Annotated in this window: 10 protein-coding genes; 7 read left to right on the forward strand and 3 right to left on the reverse strand. The window is 53.3% G+C overall.

From position 1 onward, the window contains the following. Positions 1-32 precede the first annotated feature (32 nt). Together guaA and ABNT34_RS07715 are read left to right on the forward strand one after the other, a co-directional pair. Complete coding sequence (guaA, locus tag ABNT34_RS07710) at positions 33-1610, forward strand: glutamine-hydrolyzing GMP synthase (protein ID WP_348730333.1); 1578 nt, start codon at positions 33-35, stop codon at positions 1608-1610. Between the two features lie 335 nt (positions 1611-1945). Next, a complete protein-coding gene (locus ABNT34_RS07715) occupies positions 1946-5134 on the forward strand; it encodes an ATP-binding protein (protein WP_348730334.1) in 3189 nt (1062 codons plus the stop codon). A gap of 1 nt (position 5135) precedes the next feature. On the opposite strand, the gene ABNT34_RS07720 is transcribed toward ABNT34_RS07715, so the two are convergent. Beyond that, a complete protein-coding gene (locus ABNT34_RS07720; protein ID WP_348730335.1) occupies positions 5136-5354 on the reverse strand; it encodes a hypothetical protein in 219 nt (72 codons plus the stop codon). 208 nt (positions 5355-5562) lie between these two features. Between ABNT34_RS07720 and tadA the strand changes: the two genes are divergently transcribed. After that, a complete protein-coding gene (tadA, locus tag ABNT34_RS07725; RefSeq protein WP_348730337.1) occupies positions 5563-6117 on the forward strand; it encodes a tRNA adenosine(34) deaminase TadA in 555 nt (184 codons plus the stop codon). 214 nt (positions 6118-6331) lie between these two features. Here the strand turns inward: tadA and mltF are convergent, their stop codons facing one another. Beyond that, the gene (gene mltF, locus ABNT34_RS07730; protein ID WP_348730339.1) at positions 6332-7801 is read right to left on the reverse strand and encodes a membrane-bound lytic murein transglycosylase MltF; all 1470 of its coding nucleotides are present in this window, start codon (positions 7799-7801) and stop codon (positions 6332-6334) included. Between the two features lie 215 nt (positions 7802-8016). Between mltF and purL the strand changes: the two genes are divergently transcribed. The 3 genes from purL (at position 8017) to ABNT34_RS07745 (ending at position 15524) form a co-directional block, all read left to right on the forward strand. Further along, positions 8017-11910, forward strand: coding sequence for a phosphoribosylformylglycinamidine synthase (purL, locus tag ABNT34_RS07735; protein WP_348730341.1), 3894 nt, complete (start codon positions 8017-8019; stop codon positions 11908-11910). Positions 11911-12171: 261 nt separating this feature from the next. Further along, positions 12172-13413 carry an HlyD family efflux transporter periplasmic adaptor subunit gene (locus ABNT34_RS07740; protein ID WP_348730343.1) on the forward strand — a complete coding sequence of 414 codons (1242 nt, stop codon included), beginning with the start codon at positions 12172-12174 and terminating at the stop codon, positions 13411-13413. Continuing rightward, positions 13413-15524: a peptidase domain-containing ABC transporter gene (locus tag ABNT34_RS07745; RefSeq protein ID WP_348730345.1), complete on the forward strand. Its 2112-nt coding sequence runs from the start codon at positions 13413-13415 to the stop codon at positions 15522-15524. Before ABNT34_RS07740 ends, ABNT34_RS07745 begins: the two co-directional genes overlap by 1 nt. Before the next feature lie 188 nt (positions 15525-15712). Here the strand turns inward: ABNT34_RS07745 and ABNT34_RS07750 are convergent, their stop codons facing one another. Next, positions 15713-16411 carry an OmpW family outer membrane protein gene (locus ABNT34_RS07750; protein WP_348730347.1) on the reverse strand — a complete coding sequence of 233 codons (699 nt, stop codon included), beginning with the start codon at positions 16409-16411 and terminating at the stop codon, positions 15713-15715. Between the two features lie 368 nt (positions 16412-16779). On the opposite strand from ABNT34_RS07750, the gene ABNT34_RS07755 reads away from it, so the two are divergent. Further along, positions 16780-18048 carry a sugar MFS transporter gene (locus ABNT34_RS07755; protein WP_348730349.1) on the forward strand — a complete coding sequence of 423 codons (1269 nt, stop codon included), beginning with the start codon at positions 16780-16782 and terminating at the stop codon, positions 18046-18048. The last annotated feature ends 35 nt before the right edge of the window (positions 18049-18083 follow it).

Consider the following 18083-nt stretch of genomic DNA (forward strand, 5'->3'; position numbering starts at 1 on the left):
CTGGTTTAGCCCCGCACCTCACAAAGGTTGATATGAGCAAAAATATTCATTTCCATAAAATTCTGATCCTCGACTTCGGTTCACAGTACACCCAGCTCATCGCGCGTCGCGTCCGCGAAATTGGCGTTTATTGTGAACTTTGGGCCTGGGATGTGACGGCGGAGCAAATCGCCGAATTTAATCCAACCGGTATTATCCTGTCCGGCGGTCCGGAAAGCGTGACTGAAGCCGGTTCACCGCGTGCGCCGCAATATGTGTTTGAAGCAAATGTACCGGTGCTCGGCGTTTGTTACGGCATGCAAACCATGGCCGAACAACTGGGCGGCAAAGTCGCCAGTTCAGATCAGCGTGAATTTGGTTATGCGCAGGTTGATGTGGTGTCGGTGTCAGCACTCTTTAAAGGCATCGAAGACCATGTCACTGAACAAGGCGTGGCGCAGCTCGATGTCTGGATGAGCCATGGCGATAAAGTCGTTGAGATCCCGGCAGGTTTTGTTACCACTGCCCGCACACCAACTTGTCCGCACGCGGCGATGGCCGATGAAGCTCGCCAGTTCTACGGCGTGCAGTTCCACCCGGAAGTGACGCACACCCGTCAGGGCATGCGCTTATTAGAACAGTTTGTCGTCGACATCTGTGGCTGCGAAAAACTTTGGACGCCAGCGTCGATCATTGATGACGCTATTGTCAGCCTGAAAAAACAAGTCGGCGATGATCAGGTGATTTTAGGCTTGTCCGGTGGTGTCGATTCGTCGGTGGTGGCGATGTTGCTGCACCGTGCTATCGGTAAAAACCTGACTTGTGTGTTCGTTGATAACGGCCTGCTGCGTTTAAACGAAGGCGTGCAGGTGATGGAAATGTTCGGTGACCACTTCGGCCTGAATATTATCCATGTGCAGGCGGAACAACGCTTCCTTGAAGCGCTGCACGGCGTGGACGAGCCGGAAGCCAAACGTAAAATTATCGGCCGCGTGTTCGTTGAAGTCTTTGATGAAGAAGCGAAAAAACTGCAGAACGCCAAGTGGCTGGCGCAAGGCACTATTTATCCAGACGTGATTGAATCGGCGGCGTCTAAAACCGGTAAAGCCCATGTGATCAAATCGCACCACAACGTTGGTGGCCTGCCGGAAAACATGAAAATGGGTCTGGTCGAGCCGCTGCGTGAGCTGTTTAAAGACGAAGTGCGCAAAGTCGGTCTGGCGCTCGGTCTGCCATACGACATGCTGTACCGCCACCCATTCCCGGGACCAGGTCTCGGTGTACGTGTACTCGGCGAAGTGAAAAAAGAATACTGCGACATTCTGCGCCGCGCCGACGCGATTTTTATCGAAGAGCTGCGTAACAGTGGCTGGTACGACAAAGTCAGTCAGGCCTTTGTGGTGTTCCTGCCGGTCAAATCAGTAGGTGTAATGGGTGATGGCCGTAAATACGACTGGGTGGTGTCATTACGTGCTGTGCAGACTATCGACTTTATGACGGCACACTGGGCGCATCTGCCGTATGAGCTGCTGGGCCATGTGTCGAACCGTATCATCAACGAAATCAACGGCATCAGCCGCGTGGTTTATGATGTATCGGGCAAACCACCTGCGACTATCGAGTGGGAGTAAGCCGGGATTCGCCGGTATTAATATGCGTTTCCAACAGCAGCTCCGGCTGCTGTTGTTGTTTCTGGCCCTGACATTGCTTTTTAGACTTTCCTTTTCCACACTCAATGCTGTTCACACAGCGAGACACTGCGCACAAATCAGTCGTTTGGTGCCGCTCAGGAGCTGAACCGGCATGGACCCTGCCATACATTGTTTATGCGGAGGTCCTTGTGGTGCGATGCCCGGCAGGTTCTAAACTATTCGCTTTTTCTCTGTTCATAATGCTCATGATCGGGCCGCTCCCAGACGGTCAGGCGCAGACAGTGCCAGATTCCGCCACCATCCCAGATGCTCCTGTGCCAACAAGCGCCCCCGTGGAATTTGGCTTGCCGCCGATGCAGAAGTTTTTACCGGCGGATTATCAGGCACACCGGCAGAACTGGGCTTTTGCACAAACCGCCAACGGCGTGATGTACATCGGCAATTCGGCCGGGGTGCTGGAGTATGACGGGGTGCGTTGGCGCCTGATCGCGATCCCCAACAATGCGCTTGTCAGGGCATTGGCGCTGGATCCAACGACAGACAGAGTGTATGTCGGTGCGCTTGACGAAATAGGTTATCTCGAACCCGATACCAATGGTGTGATGCAATACCAATCGTTGTTGCCGCAGCTGCCGGCGGAGCAACGGAGTTTTTCCAATGTCTGGCATTGTCATGTTAATAAACACGGGGTGTATTTCACCACCAGCGGCCGTCTGTTTCGCTTTGGGCCGGATGGTGTAAAAAGCTGGCCGTCCCAACATCAGTTTGTACATAGCACGGTCGTGGGGGAGCGTTTTTTTCTGCGTGATGAGCAGGTTGGTTTATTAGAACAAACTGATGACGAACTGCGGTTAGTACCGGGTGGTGAGATGTTTTCTGAGCATCGCATCTCGGTGCTGCTGGAATGGCCCGGTAAAGGAGATTTACTGGCAATCAGCCGGACTTTAGGTTTTATGCGTTATGACGGCCAGGGATTTACCAACTGGCCCACAGAGATAGATACCGAACTGCAATCCAAACTGATTGTATCGGCCACGCCTTTGGCCGATGGCCGGCTGGCGGTTGGGATGTTAAAAGACGGGTTATTTATTCTGAATAGCGCTGGTCGTCTTGTGGGGCAGCTAAACCGGCAGACCGGGCTGCCGGACAACAGTATTTATAAATTGTTTCAGGACCAGCAACAAGGCTTGTGGCTTGGGACTGATAACGGTATCGCCCGGCTGCAGCTTGGGCTGGGATTCAGCCGGTTTAATCTGGCGCAGGGTCTGGATGGCAATGTCTATGCCATGCAGCGCTTTAACGGCCAGTTATATGTGGGCACGGCGCAGGGGCTGTATCGCCTTCAGCCTGGTCCTTTGCCAGTCTTTTCTGCGGTGCCCGGTTTTCATGGGGCCGTCTTTGCGCTGCAGCCTTATCAGAACCAGCTGATCGTCGGCCATTACAACGGCGTGTACCGGCTTGGGCCTGTCGGTGCAGAATTGTTGCATAAGTTTGACAGCGCCAATGGCCTGTTGCTGGTGCCCGGAGCTGAACCCATGTTATTGGTTGCTGAACTCAACGGCATCAGTCGGTTAAAACCAGAAGGTGAGCACTGGCGCTTTGTCGGCCGGATCCCTGATGTTCATGACAACGCCACTCTTATGCAGCTGGACCGTCAAGGTGTCGTCTGGCTGAAACTGCGCGGTCAGGATGTATTAGTCAAACTCGAGGCGCAAAACGGTGATTGGGCCAAAGGTGCTGTCAATGTCAGCCGGATGGATATTGGCAAGCAGCTGGCTGGTCTGCCGCTGTTCTGGCTGACGTTGCTGCAGGGGCAGATGCGGATCATTCATCAGCAACAGCTGTATCAGCTGGACGAAAGCAGCGGAAAACTGTCGATTGATCCGCGCTTCCGGCAGTTGTTTGCCTCCGAAGCTAACCAGATGGTGGCGTATCAGATCCAGGCTATCGGTGATACACCAGATGGTCATTGGCTGCTGGCACAGCATCCGGTGTCGAATAGCTGGGTGATGGGTAAAACCAGCTTACAGAACGATGGCAGCTATCGCTGGCAAGCGAAGGAAGACAGCGGAGCAAATGCCTACAGCAACTGGTATCGGGAAGACGATGGTCGGATTTGGCTCGGCGGCACTGAACTTTATCAATGGGATCCAACGGCGACGCCTGCACCGGCGGGCGCATTTTCGCTGGTGCTGCGTCAGGTCATTGCCGCAGAGGGGCTATTGCCGCTGCGACAGGCCTTTGTGCAGGAGCAGCCGTTTGCGCTCCGTTATCCGCAAAACAAACTGCGCTTTGAGTTTGCCGCCACCAGTTTCCAGGGGCCAAGTGAATATGCCGTCTGGCTGGAAGGGGTTGATGCCGGCTGGTCAGAATGGAGCCCTGCAGCCTTTGCCAGTTACAACAGCCTGTGGGAAGGCGACTATGTGCTGAAAGTCAAAGCGCGCAATGGCGCAGGCTTCGAAGCGCAGCTGGCCCCGTTTGCCCTGCAGATTTCGCCGCCCTGGTTCCGCACTATCTGGGCCTATGCGGTTTATGCGCTGCTGTTCCTGCTGCTGCTTAATCGCTGGTATCACTGGCGCAGCAGCCGGCTGCGGGCCGAGGCGATACTGCTGAATCAGCTGGTCGACCAACGCACCGCCGATTTATCCAAAGCCAAAACTGAAGTGGAACAAACGCTGACCTCATTAAAATCTACCCAACGCCAGTTAGTCCGTGCCGAAAAGATGGCGGCGCTTGGGCAGTTGGTCGCCGGGGTGGCACATGAAGTCAATACACCACTCGGCGTGGCGCTGACCGGCAGCAGTTTTTTACGCGAAAGCACGGAAATTCTGGCCGGCCAGCTTGGCAGCGGCCAGCTGCGTAAACAGGAGCTGGATAACTTTTTGTGCAGTGCCCTGGAAAGTTCGCAGCTGATAGAACGCAATTTACAGCGCGCGGCTGACCTCATCAGTAATTTCAAACAAGTGTCGGTGGATCGCAGCAGCGGCGAGCGCCGGCAATTTAATCTGCGCGGTTTTCTGCTGGAGGTGGAACAAAGCCTGGCGACGTTATGGCGCAACCGCTCCGTGCAATTCATTATTGATTGTCCGGCCGATATCCAGCTCGATACTTACCCAGGCGCGCTTAGTCAGGTGATCACTATCCTGGCGCAAAACAGTCTGTTGCATGGCTTTGCCACAGACGGTGGCGGTGAAATGCGCCTTTATGTGCGTCAGACGGAACTGGAACAGCTGGAAATTATCTTTGCCGACAATGGCGCCGGCATCGCCACTGCACATCTGGAAAAAGTGTTTGAGCCGTTTTTTACCACCAAAAGAGCGCACGGCGGCACCGGGCTTGGCCTGCATATTCTGTTTAATCTGGTTACGGCAAGGCTGGGTGGCACAGTGACGGTGGAAAGTCAACCCGGCGCCGGCTGCCGGTTTATTCTGTTGTTGCCGCTAATTGCGCCAGCGCCAGAAACAACAACAGCAGCGGATGCTGCTGTTGATTTGGGGCACTAACTTACAAGCGGTTGATTTCATCTTTCAGGGTGTAGGACTTGTCGGTCACTATGGCTTCCAAAGTCGCTATCCGTTGTTTTAGTTGCTCGAGCTCTGCCCGCACATCGTCAGTATTTTGATTGGCGTTTGCCAGTTTTACTTTGGTTTTGGTGTGCTGCTCATAGAAGGCATAAGCAAAAGCGCCCACTACTGCGACAAATCCGATATCAAATACACCCATTGTTGTTCCCCTTTAATTTTTGACCTGATTTTTTGACCTGACATTTTGGGTAGGCAACAGTTATGCCACAAATAAATTCCATATAAAACAACGAAGTTGTTTCAAAGTAAAAATGCTCTATGCGCAAAATCACTAACATCTGGTCAATTTGGCTGACGCTTTGTGGCCTTATGCTAAAATGGCGCCGTTGCACAGCACGAGGTTGAAGTTGAATCACAACGAACAAGACATCTATTGGATGCAATATGCCATCGAACTTGCGGCCAGAGCTGAAGCTGCCGGCGAAGTACCGGTTGGTGCAGTGCTGGTCAAAGACGGGCAAGTGCTCGGCGAAGGCTGGAATTTGTCGATCAGTTGCCACGACCCGACAGCACATGCCGAAATGCAGGCGATCCGACAATCTGGTCAGGTGCTGCAGAATTACCGGATGCTGGATTGTACTTTGTATGTCACGCTGGAACCTTGCGCCATGTGCGCCGGTGCCTTAGTGCACAGCCGGGTGAAACGGCTGGTCTATGGTGCCACCGATTTAAAAGCCGGTGCCTGCGGTTCAGTGTTTGATATTGTGCGGCATCCGCAGCTGAATCATCAGCTGGACGTCTGTGCCGGGGTGCTGGCAGTGGATTGTGCGACGCAGTTGTCGGCATTTTTCCGCAAACGTCGGGCCGAACAAAAAGCGTTAAAACTCAGCAGTAAAAGTGTGGATGAGGTTGTTCAGACACAAGCTTCAACAGCCGCAGACAGTGACGAGCCCAATAACTGATTATATTCCCGTTGCCGGCGAAATAACTTTAACACGGCCATATTGCGTTTAATCCTGCGCCGGCTCGAGCCCACGTCCATCAAGCGGCGTTTGCGTAACATCTTCGGTTTCTTACGTCTTAACATGTCTGGTTCCTTTACCTGAATGCCGCCACTATAGGGAAATCAGCCCGCATCAGCAAGACTGCTTGTCCATGCTGCGGAATTGGAATATCTCATGGCTGTTTTGGTTCAGATTTTTTGCTGACGGTGCTGGCTTTGGGTGCAATTTTTTTCTGTGGCACGGCTTTTTTGCTGCCAGCCGGGGGCGGGGCAACCGGGGCTGTTTTTTGTTTCAGCTCAGCTTGTTTACGCTCATCAACCCACAGCAGAGTATCGTAATAACGACGGATATTTTCGACGTAATACACCGCCATATCGCCGCGGGCATAACCGGTGCGGGTTTGGCGGTAATATTTACGCTGGCGCAGCAGCGGCAGCCGTTGTTTGACTTCCGCCCAGTTATCGGCGTTAGCGCCATCTTTTTCCGTTAATAAGCGCGCACTTTCGACATGGCTTAAACCCAGGTTATAGGCTGCTAAGGCAAACCAGAGCTTGTCCGGCATTGGAATGCGCTCCGGCAAACGGTCTAGCATGCGTTGCAGATAACGGCTGCCGCCGCGAATACTTTGCGCCGCATCTACCCGGCTTGAGACTTTCATCAGATTGGCGGTATCGACGGTCAGCATCATCATCCCAACCACGCCCTGCGGGCTGCGGGCTTTGGGGTCCCAACGTGATTCCTGATAAGCGAGTGCAGCGAGCAGGCGCCAGTCGAGGGAACCGGCATGTTGTTCAAACAGGTTTTTATAACGCGGCAGCGTTCTGTCGATGGCTTCGATGTAATCCAGCGTGTCGGCATAGTTAAAACGCCGCACATGGCCAAAGTATTTGTCTTCCAGCGTCAGTAAATCTGCACCCTCATAACTGCGGCCAAAGAATTCAATCAGCACGGCGTACAGCGAATCGTCGTTATTTTTTGGTAACAGCCAGGCGACCGGTTGCTGGCGTTTTAAGGTTAATGCGACGCCGAGGTTTGGATAAAACCGCTGATTAATCGCCAGCATGTGGGAGTCGGCTAAGGTGTAAGCGATTTTGCCTTCGGCGACCTTTTGCAGCAGTTCGGTCGGGTCGTCGGTGTCGTTTAATTCAATTTGCAGCTGTGGCTCAGTGGTTTTCAGTGCCAGCAAAGTTTCGGCCTGACTGGAGCCTTTCAACACAACGATGGGGCCGGATAAATCCTGCAGAGATTTAGGCCGGCGCTTTTGCTGGCCAAATACCAGTACTTCGTCGGCCAGCTGATAAGCCGGCGCCAGACGGTATTTTTGCTGCAGTGCTTCGGAGATAGTCGAACCGCTGGCGATTAAATCAATATCGCCATTACTGAGTTTCACTAACAGCTCATCAATAAAAAAGGCCGGGACCAGTTCCAGTTTCACGCCGAGTTTGTCGGCTAACGCCTGCGCCAGCTCATATTCATAACCGGTGGCGCCATCCGGGCCAACAAAATAACTGGTCGGGCCGTTTAAAATACCAACACGAATGCTATCTCTTTGATAAATCTGATGTAAATGCATAGGAGCTGGCGCCGGTGTGCAACCGGTCAACAGCAAAATCCACAGCAAAACAGTCAGAAAAAATCGCATCCGTAAGCAACCTCTGGTCGGAGAAGCCGGTATTTATATCAAATTTTGCGCAAAACGTCAGGCTTTGCCGCCAAAGCCGGCGGTTCTGGTGGCCGCTGCAGTGCTGTGGTCTGGCCGGCAAACGGCTTTATTGATACCCAAAGACGGCTTTTTTCTTTATAATGCGGCGCCGATTTCAAGGTTCCGTCCACGACCAACCCACGGGAAAAAAATCTATGTTAATCCTGCGTGGTGCAGCTGCACTGTCCGAGTTCCGAGTTCAGAAAATCATCGATCTGTGTGCCCAGGCGCAACTGCCTGTCAGCGATGTTTACGCCGAATTTATGCATTTTGCTGATGTAAACGACAGCCTGAGCGCTGACGAGCACAACACGCTGGAAAAACTGCTGACTTACGGACCTACGCTGGCATCGCACCAGCCGGCCGGCCAGTTATTACTGGTGACGCCACGTCTTGGTACTATTTCTCCGTGGTCGTCCAAAGCGACCGACATCGCGCACAACTGTGGCCTTAGCAAAGTGCTGCGCTTAGAGCGTGGTGTGGCTTATTACCTGACCAGCACACGCGCACTGACTGCGGCTGAGCAGCAACAAGTCGCAGCGCTGCTGCACGACCGTATGATGGAAGTGGTATTTACTGAGCTGCAGCAAGCGCAGGCGTTATTCCGTAAAGCGGAACCTGCACCATTATCTTCAGTAGATATTCTGGCCGGTGGCCGTGAAGCTTTAGCCGAAGCCAATATTCGCATGGGCCTGGCGTTAGCAGACGATGAAATCGATTATCTGTTCAGCAACTTTACCGCGCTTGGCCGCAATCCGAACGACATCGAACTTTATATGTTTGCGCAGGCCAATTCGGAGCACTGCCGCCACAAGATTTTTAACGCCGACTGGACTATCGACGGTGAAAAACAGCCGAAATCGCTGTTTAAAATGATTAAAAACACCATGGAAAAAACGCCGGACCACGTGTTGTCAGCCTACAAAGACAACGCGGCGGTGATGGAAGGCTCTAAAGCCGGCCGTTTTTTCCCAACGCCAGACACCCAGGAATATCAGTACCATCACGAAGATATCCATGTGCTGATGAAAGTCGAAACTCACAACCACCCAACTGCCATTTCGCCATTCCCGGGCGCTGCGACAGGTTCTGGTGGTGAGATTCGCGACGAAGGCGCGACCGGTGTCGGTTCTAAACCAAAAGCTGGTCTGGTGGGCTTCTCCGTATCGAACTTACGCATTCCGGGTTTTGAACAGCCGTGGGAAACCGATTTTGGCAAACCAGGCCGTATCGTGTCGGCGCTGGACATCATGACCGAAGGCCCACTCGGTGGCGCGGCGTTTAACAACGAATTCGGCCGGCCGAATATTCTCGGTTATTTCCGTACTTATGAAGAGCAGGTGCCAAGCCATAACGGTGAAGAAATTCGCGGTTACCACAAGCCAATTATGATCGCCGGCGGCCTTGGCAATATCCGCGCTGAGCACGTACAAAAAGGCGATTTACCGGTTGGTGCCAAATTAGTAGTTCTGGGCGGCCCGGCAATGAATATCGGTCTGGGCGGCGGTGCTGCGTCTTCGATGGCCTCTGGCCAGTCGGCCGAAGATTTGGATTTCGCTTCAGTACAACGCGAAAACCCGGAAATCGAACGCCGTTGTCAGGAAGTGATCGACCGCTGCTGGCAGTTAGGCGCGGACAACCCGATTGTGTTTATCCACGACGTCGGTGCCGGTGGTTTATCCAACGCCTTCCCGGAACTGGTGAACGACGGTGGTGTTGGCGGCAAGTTTGAACTGCGTAATGTGCCAAACGACGAGCCAGGCATGTCACCGTTAGAGATCTGGTGTAACGAATCGCAAGAGCGCTACGTGATGGCCATTCCGGCCGACAAAATGCCAGTCTTTGAGCAAATCTGTAAACGTGAGCGCGCGCCTTACGCCGTCGTCGGTGAAGCAACTGCAGAGCAGCATCTGACGCTGTCAGACACCCATTTTGGCAATACGCCAATCGACCTGCCGTTGTCAGTGTTACTTGGCAAAGCGCCAAAAATGCACCGCGATGTAGCCTCTAAGCAAAGCAGCGGTAAAGCGTTGGACCTGGCCGGTGTCAGCATCAAAGACGCGACGGAACGGTTGTTACGTTTGCCGACTATTGCCGAGAAAACCTTCCTGATCAGCATCGGTGACCGCACTGTCACCGGTATGGTGGCACGCGATCAGATGGTCGGCCCCTGGCAGGTGCCGGTGGCGAACTGTGCTGTGACAACAGCGGCGCTGGATACTTACCACGGTGAAGCCATGTCGATGGGCGAACGTACGCCGGTCGCCTTGTTAGACTTCGGCGCATCAGCACGTCTGGCGGTGGCAGAAGCTATCACCAACATCGCGGCAACCGACATCGGCGATTTAAAACGCATCAAGTTATCCGCGAACTGGATGGCCGCAGCGGGTCACCCGGGTGAAGACGCGGGCCTGTATCAGGCGGTAAAAGCCATCGGCGAAGAATTGTGTCCGGCACTGGGCATTACCATTCCGGTTGGCAAAGACTCGATGTCGATGAAAACCAAGTGGCAGGACAATGGCGAAGATAAAGCCGTGACAGCGCCGATGTCACTGGTGATCACCGCTTTTGCCCGCGTTGAAGATGTACGCAAAACCGTGACACCACAGCTGCGTACCGACAAAGGCGCAAGCTCGCTGCTGCTGATTGATTTAGGTCAGGGCGAGAACCGTTTAGGCGCTTCTTGTCTGGCACAGGTATACAAACAACTGGGTCAAACCACACCAGACCTGGCCTCACCAGAGCTGCTGGCGAATTTCTTTAACGCCATCCAGCAGTTAACGCACGAGCAAAAACTGCTGGCTTACCATGACCGTTCCGACGGTGGTTTGCTGGTGACACTGGCGGAAATGGCCTTTGCTGGAAAAGCTGGCTGGAATGTTGATATCAGCGCTTTAGGCGCTGATGACCTGGCAGTGCTGTTCAGTGAAGAATTAGGTGCAGTCGTGCAGGTAGCCGACATCGAACTGGCTTCTGTCCAGCAAGTACTGGCAAAACACAATTTAGCCGCTAACAGCTATGTGCTGGGTGCCGTCAGCAACAGTGATGAATTAACGGTTCGTCGTGGCAACGACGTGATTTACAGCGACAGCCGCACCCGTCTGCGTTGTATCTGGGCGGAAACCACGTATCAGATGCAGGCACGCCGCGACAATCCGGCCTGTGCTGCGCAGGAACATGCCGCCAAAGCGGACCAAAAAGACCCGGGCCTGAACGTCAAACTGAGTTTTGACCTGAACGAAGATGTCGCTGCGCCTTATATTTTAAAAGGTGCCAAGCCGAAAGTGGCGGTGCTGCGCGAGCAGGGCGTTAACTCACACGTCGAAATGGCAGCCGCCTTTAGCCGCGCCGGTTTTACTGCCGTCGACGTACATATGAGCGACATCCTAAGTGGTCGCCGTAAGCTCGAAGAGTTTAACGGTCTGGTGGCTTGTGGTGGTTTTAGCTACGGCGACGTATTAGGCGCCGGTGAAGGCTGGGCCAAATCCATTCTGTTTAACGAACAGGCGCGGCGCGAATTCAGCCAGTTCTTCGAGCGTGAATCGACCTTCACCTTGGGTGTTTGTAACGGCTGTCAGATGGTGTCGAACCTGAAATCGCTGATCCCTGGCGCAGATTTGTGGCCACGGTTTGTCCGCAACAAATCAGAGCGTTTTGAAGCCCGCTTCAGCCTGGTCGAAGTGCAGCAAAACCCGTCGCTGCTGTTTGCTGGCATGGCTGGTTCACGCATGCCAATCGCCGTGTCACACGGTGAAGGCCATACCGAGTTTGCAAGTGCACAAGCCTTAGCGGCGGCGGAGCAAAGCGGCACTATCGCGCTGCGTTTTGTCGACAACTATGGTCAGGTCACCACGCAATATCCGGCTAACCCGAACGGTTCTGCCAACGGTATTACGGCACTGACCACCACCGACGGTCGCGTCACTATTATGATGCCGCACCCGGAGCGTGTATTCCGCGCTGTCAGCAACAGCTGGCACCCGGACGAGTGGCAGGAAGATAGCCCATGGCTGCGCATGTTCCGCAACGCGCGGGTTTGGTTGGGTTAATCAACTGATCCTCTTCAAAAAAACCGCCGGGAGCGGTTTTTAACAACGCATCGCGTTGGCCTGCAAGGTGAGCGCCAGGGATGGTGCGAATAAAAACCAGCTTCGGCTGGTTTTTTTGTTTGATGTCCAGCACGATACGTCGTCGGTATGCAGGCCAAGCAGCGCACCGCCTGCTATTGCCGGTTGCACTAAGGCAGCGCTTCGTTTTAAGCTGAACCTCACGCAGTGACACGCTATAACAATTCCAACAGAAGCGAGCCGATGTCTTCCATTTTTCGTCCCGAAGTGCTGGCCAGACAGCAGCAACGGCTGCAAGGCCAAATCAACCTGACCCGACCACCACAGCTGGTATGGCTGAGTGGCTTGTTATTGGCGATTGCGCTGGTGAGCATCAGCTTTTTACTCAGCGCCGACTATACCCGCAAAGAAACAGTGCAAGGCTTGCTGTTGCCAGTGCAGGGGCAGGTCAGAGTGCAGGCGCAAAACAGCGGTGTGGTCAGCCAACTCAATGTGCAGGAAGGGCAGCTGGTCAAAGCCGGCACGCCGCTGTTACAGCTCAACAGCAGTAAAATTGGTGCCGGCCAGACCGATTTAAGCCAAAGCCTGCAAACCGAAATGGACCGGATGCTGGACAACAAAATTGCCGAGCAGCAGCAACTGCTGCAGCGCCATCAGCTCGAGCAACAAGCGCTGCAGAATCAAATCGATAATGATAAAGCGCGCCTGACCGAACTGGCGCAGCAGCTGGTGACTTTTCGTGAACGTCTGACGATTAACCAGCAACAGCTGGCGCAGTTACAAAAGTTATCCGGCAGCGGTTATATTTCCGGCCTTGAAATCAACAAACAAAAAGACGCTTTGCTGGCGCTGCAACAGCAGGAGAAAAGCCTGCAGTCAGAACAGCTGAAACTGCAGCAACAACTGCAACAAAATCAGGATTTGTTCAGCCAGTTGCCGCTGCGCCAGCAAAGTGAAACCACCCAGCTGGATAACGCTGTTTCCGCCTTAAAAAATCAAAAAACCGAGCTGCAGCAACAACAGGAAATTTGGCTGACGGCGCCTGTGGACGGTCAGGTCAGTGCGCTTCGCGTCAGTGCCGGCCAAAGCTTAGATGCCAGCGCTGTGGCACTAACGTTATTGCCAGTGAATGCTGAACTTGAAGCTGTATTGTATGTACCGACCCGGGCCATTGCTTTTGTCAGTACCGGTCAACCGGTGCGAATTCGCTACGACGCCTTTCCGTTTCAGCGTTTCGGTGTGTTTAGCGGCACAGTACATGAACTGAGTAACACCGTATTACTGCCGGCCGAAGTGGCAGAAGTCGCGCTGCAGCAGCCGAGTTACCGGCTGAAAGTACGCTTAGATGGCCAGTCAATTCAGGCCTATCAGCGTGAATTGCCACTCAAAGCCGGTATGACGTTACAGGCCGATTTAATTACCGAACAACGTAATTTATGGCAGTGGTTATTTGACCCGATCCTGGCCTTACGGGGACAATTCTGATGAGTCAGCTTGCCAGTCAACTGAAGTTATGGCCCGCCCAGCGGCTGCCGGTGTTATTACAATCCGAAGCAGCCGAATGTGGTATTGCCTGTCTTGGCATGGTGGCCGGTTTTTATGGTCATCATTTAAATATCCAGCAATTACGCGCTTTATTTGGCAGCTCGATTGCCGGCTGCACCATGAAAGATTTGGTCGAATTTGCCAGCCGGTTGGCGCTCAGCAGCCGGGCGCTGAAGCTGGAACCTGCAGCACTGGGTAAATTGCAGCTGCCGGCGATTTTGCATTGGGATATGAATCATTTTGTCGTGCTGAAATCAGTGCGGCGCGGCAAAGTTCTGATCCACGACCCGGCCCGCGGTGAGCGTACACTGAGCCTTGCCGAAGTCTCCGAACATTTTACCGGGGTGGCGCTGGAGCTGATACCAACACAGGATTTCAGCCAAAGGCCGGCCGATGAAGGTCTGCGGCTGCGGGATTTTTGGTCCGGTATCAGCGGGCTGAAGCGCTCGGTGGCGCTGATTTTAACTTTGTCGTTGTTATTACAGCTGTTTACGCTGGTCGCGCCTTATTATCTGCAGCTGGTGGTCGACGATGTGCTGTTAAGTGCGGACCGCAGTTTGTTGTTGGTGCTGGCACTTGGTTTTGGTTTGTTATTGCTGTTTGAGATCAGCACCTCAGTGCTCCGTGCTTTTGTGCTGCTGCATTTTAACAGCGCGATGAATATCCAGATGGCAGCCAATCTGCTGCATCACCTGATTCGCCTGCCATTGAGTTACTTCGAAAAACGCCAGATTGGCGATGTGTTGTCGCGTTTTGGTTCGCTACAGCAAGTGCGCGAACTCTTGACCAGTGGCGTGATGGAAGCGCTGATCGACGGCCTGATGGCGCTGGCGATTCTGGCGGTGCTGCTGTGGTACAGCCCGTTATTGTGTCTGATTGTATTGATAGCACTGCTGTGTTATGGCGTGGTGCAACTGCTGATGTACCACCAGTACCGTAAAGTGTCAGAGCAGCAAATTGTGGCGCAGGCGCAGGTGCAAAGCCATCAGATTGAAACCGTGCGCGCGATGCAGACGTTAAAGCTGTTCAGCGCTGAAGCCAAACGCGAAGCCAGCTGGCAGCATTTGTATGTCGTTGCTGCCAATCGTGGCATTCAGCTTGGCGTATTTAACTTAAGTTTTCAGCATATCAATAAGTTATTGACCGGTATTGAGCATGTACTGGTGATATATTTTGGCGCTTTGCTGGTGCTGGACGGTGGTTTCAGTACCGGTATGTTGTTCGCATTTATTGCCTATAAAAGCCAGTTTATGGAGCGGATGTCGCGGCTCATCGATAAAGGCCTGGCGCTGAAAATGCTCAATCTGCATTTTGCCCGGTTGGCGGATATTGTTGCCACACCGCGTGAAGATAAGCAGGGTGGTGCTGCGCAGCGGGAGCTGGTGCTCAGCGGCCAAATCAGCGTGGATAATTTAAGTTTTGCCTATAGCAGCACTGGCGCGCCGGTGTTGCAGCAGGTTAGCCTCGAAGTCGCCGCCGGTGAATCTGTCGCTGTGGTTGGCCCTTCCGGCTGCGGTAAAACCACATTATTAAAGCTGATGCTGGGGCTGTTTACACCGCAACAAGGTGAAGTGCGGGTCGACGGCGTGCCGCTCAGTCAATTGAATCAGGCTTGTTATCGCAATCAGATTGCCGCAGTGATGCAGGATGACCAGCTGCTGTCTGGTTCCATCCGCGACAATATCTGCTTTTTTGCCGACGAGCCGGATGATCTGTGGGTGCAGCATTGTGCCAAACTCGCGGCCGTGCATGATGATATCAGCCGGATGCCGATGGGGTATCACAGCCTGATTGGCGATATGGGATCGGCTTTATCTGGCGGCCAGAAACAGCGGATTTTGCTGGCGCGTGCTTTGTACCGGCGGCCGAAAATTCTGTTTCTGGATGAAGCGACCAGTCACTTGGATATGGCCACTGAAGCCGTGGTATCCGGCGCATTGCAGCAATTGCAGATCACCCGGATTATTATCGCGCACCGGCCTGAGACTATTGCCTCGGCAGACCGGGTGTTGACGTTGCCGGCGTTGCAGCAGGGGCCCGGTTCACAATAGAGTCTGATGTTCTTTACCATCCTGGATATCGCCGAAAATTGCTCCATGCATTTACGGCTTAACGTCCTTCCTGGACATATAAAAACAGCGGCAAAGCCGCTGTTTTGTTCCCCCTTATTCTGCACCTTCCGTGCTGCTACACCGGCTGCCTGCCGGCGTTTTGACCTGTTTGCCGCAGGTCAAATACCTTACATGCTCCAGCGCACGCCAACCATGTAAACCCATGGGTCGATTTGTACATCGACGCTTTGGATCACGTTGTTGTTGACGCGAACTTCGCCGGTCGTGTCGATATCCATTTTTGTGGCGACAAAGTGCAGACCCCAGGTATCGCTCAGTTTGTAGTTAAAACCGGCTTGCAGTGCCAGGCCCCAGCTCGCTTTTAACTTCAGGTCGACATCATCAGAAGCTGTGGTCACTTTCAGTGCCTGCAGGGTGGTTTTTAACGCACCTGATGCAGACTCGTCGAAGAATTTGGTGTAGTTCAAGCCAACACCCACAAATGGGTCAAAGTTGCTGTTGCCAAGGTCAAAGTGGTACTGCCCTAATAAAGTTGGTGGCAGATGTTTGGTGTTACCAATCGCCAGGCCATCAATCGCTGAGCCTTTTACCGCAATATCATGACTGAAAGGCGTGGCGGCAATCAGTTCTGCGGTCCAGTTTTTATCGAGTTTGTAGTCAAAGGTCAGCCCCAGCTGGGTGTTGTTGTCCACCGAGACCGCTGTGGAGCCTGTTGGTAAACCGGCAACCTTTTCCACCACGTTTAATGAGCTGCTACTGTCGTTCGGTGCCACAGTAATGGCGCCAACGTTGACAGATATATTGGCAGAAGCGGCAGTGGTAAAACCAGCCAGGGCCAGGGCAAACAGGTTCAGTTTGGTGTTCATGTTATTTTCCTTCAGAGACACAGGTCTTGTTTAACTGCGGGCATTGTGCGCTTCTGAGCAGGCAAAACTTTGGGCTGGATCAAGCTTTTGCCGCAACAAGCGGCTTTGCAGCGCCAAAGTTTGATATGAAACAAACTTTGCTGAAGTGGTAGCAGTTGGAGGATAAAGAGGTACATTTTCGACAAAATGTTGGAAACTTACATACGTATGGCAGGGTTGAGGTGTTTGCAAGCCGGTGATTGATGCGTATAGTACAAACAGCTAAATCTGGCTGCGGGCTTCGTCAGCATTGACTGACAGAGGGGAGAGACCGCTGAGGCCGTTTTAGTCACGCACAGGATAGACACTTCCATAACAAGAGAAATTGTATGTCAGTAACCACACCATCCGGCGAGGCTTATACCACCAACGCCAGCGGGCAGAATCATGGTTTTGCCCTGACCAGCCTGACGTTTTTGTTTTTTATCTGGGGTTTTATCACTTGTCTGAACGACATTTTGATCCCGCACCTGAAAAATGTGTTTGACCTGAGTTACACCCAGGCATCGTTAATTCAGTTCTGTTTCTTTGGCGCTTATTTCCTGGTGTCGCTGCCGGCCGGTTTGCTGGTGCGTCGCGCCGGTTATCAGCGTGGTATTGTGATTGGCTTGCTGATAGCGGCCAGTGGTTGTGTGTTGTTTTATCCGGCGGCTTCAACCCAAACTTACTCGCTGTTTTTGGGTGCTTTATTTGTGCTGGCGGCCGGTATCACGATTCTGCAAGTGGCAGCGAACCCATATGTGACAGCGCTTGGTCGTGCCGAAACCGCATCAAGCCGCTTGTCGATGACGCAGGCGTTTAACTCGCTGGGGACTACCATTGCGCCCTGGTTTGGCGGCCTGATGATTATGGGCGCTGTTACTGCTGCTGCCGGCACTGCAGAACATAAGTTGCAGGAAGCCCAAGCGGTGCAAATTCCGTATCTGATGCTGGCCGCTGCTTTGCTGGTGCTGGCGGTGGTGTTTGCCAAATTAAATCTGCCGACAGTATCCGAGCATCACGTCGATGAAAAAGTAAACGCTGACCCTGGTTCGGCCTGGCAATACAGCCATCTGGTGCTGGGCGCGCTGGGCATTTTTGTTTATGTCGGCGGCGAAGTGTCGATTGGCAGCTATCTGGTGAATTTTATGGGCGAGCCGCATATCGCCGGTATGCCGGAAGCGCAGGCTGCAGCTTATTTAAGTTATTACTGGGGCGGCGCTATGGTCGGCCGGTTTATCGGTGCAGCTGTGATGCAAAAAATCTCTGCTGGTAAAGTGCTGGCCTTTAACGCCGTGGCCGCGGCTTTATTAGTAGTGGTGGCTATTGTTGGCAGTGGTCAGCTGGCGATGTGGTCTTTGCTGGCAGTGGGTTTATTTAACTCAATTATGTTCCCAACGATTTTCAGTCTGGCGGTGACAGGCCTTGGCCGTTTCACCAGTAACGGCAGTGGTGTGCTTTGTGCGGCTATTGTCGGTGGCGCTTTAGTGCCGGTGTTACAGGCGGTGCTGGCGGATACTATTGGCCTGCAACTGAGCTTTATCGTGCCGGTATTTTGTTACGTCTATATCTGTTATTACGGTTTGGTTGGCTCGAAGATTAAGCAGCCGCAGATTTAACTGCAGATGATCAAAAACGCCGGCAACTGCCGGCG

It is taken from the genome of Rheinheimera texasensis, from assembly GCF_964031785.1.
Classification (GTDB): domain Bacteria; phylum Pseudomonadota; class Gammaproteobacteria; order Enterobacterales; family Alteromonadaceae; genus Pararheinheimera; species Pararheinheimera texasensis_A.

Excerpts from the sequence above, each read along its gene's own strand:
- mltF (WP_348730339.1), bottom strand. The coding sequence starts at position 7,801 with ATGCGATTTTTTCTGACTGTTTTGCTGTGGATTTTGCTGTTGACCGGT.
- ABNT34_RS07745 (WP_348730345.1), top strand. The coding sequence starts at position 13,413 with ATGAGTCAGCTTGCCAGTCAACTGAAGTTATGGCCCGCCCAGCGGCTG.
- purL (WP_348730341.1), top strand. The coding sequence starts at position 8,017 with ATGTTAATCCTGCGTGGTGCAGCTGCACTGTCCGAGTTCCGAGTTCAG.
- ABNT34_RS07750 (WP_348730347.1), bottom strand. The coding sequence starts at position 16,411 with ATGAACACCAAACTGAACCTGTTTGCCCTGGCCCTGGCTGGTTTTACC.
- ABNT34_RS07720 (WP_348730335.1), bottom strand. The coding sequence starts at position 5,354 with ATGGGTGTATTTGATATCGGATTTGTCGCAGTAGTGGGCGCTTTTGCT.
- guaA (WP_348730333.1), top strand. The coding sequence starts at position 33 with ATGAGCAAAAATATTCATTTCCATAAAATTCTGATCCTCGACTTCGGT.
- ABNT34_RS07755 (WP_348730349.1), top strand. The coding sequence starts at position 16,780 with ATGTCAGTAACCACACCATCCGGCGAGGCTTATACCACCAACGCCAGC.
- ABNT34_RS07740 (WP_348730343.1), top strand. The coding sequence starts at position 12,172 with ATGTCTTCCATTTTTCGTCCCGAAGTGCTGGCCAGACAGCAGCAACGG.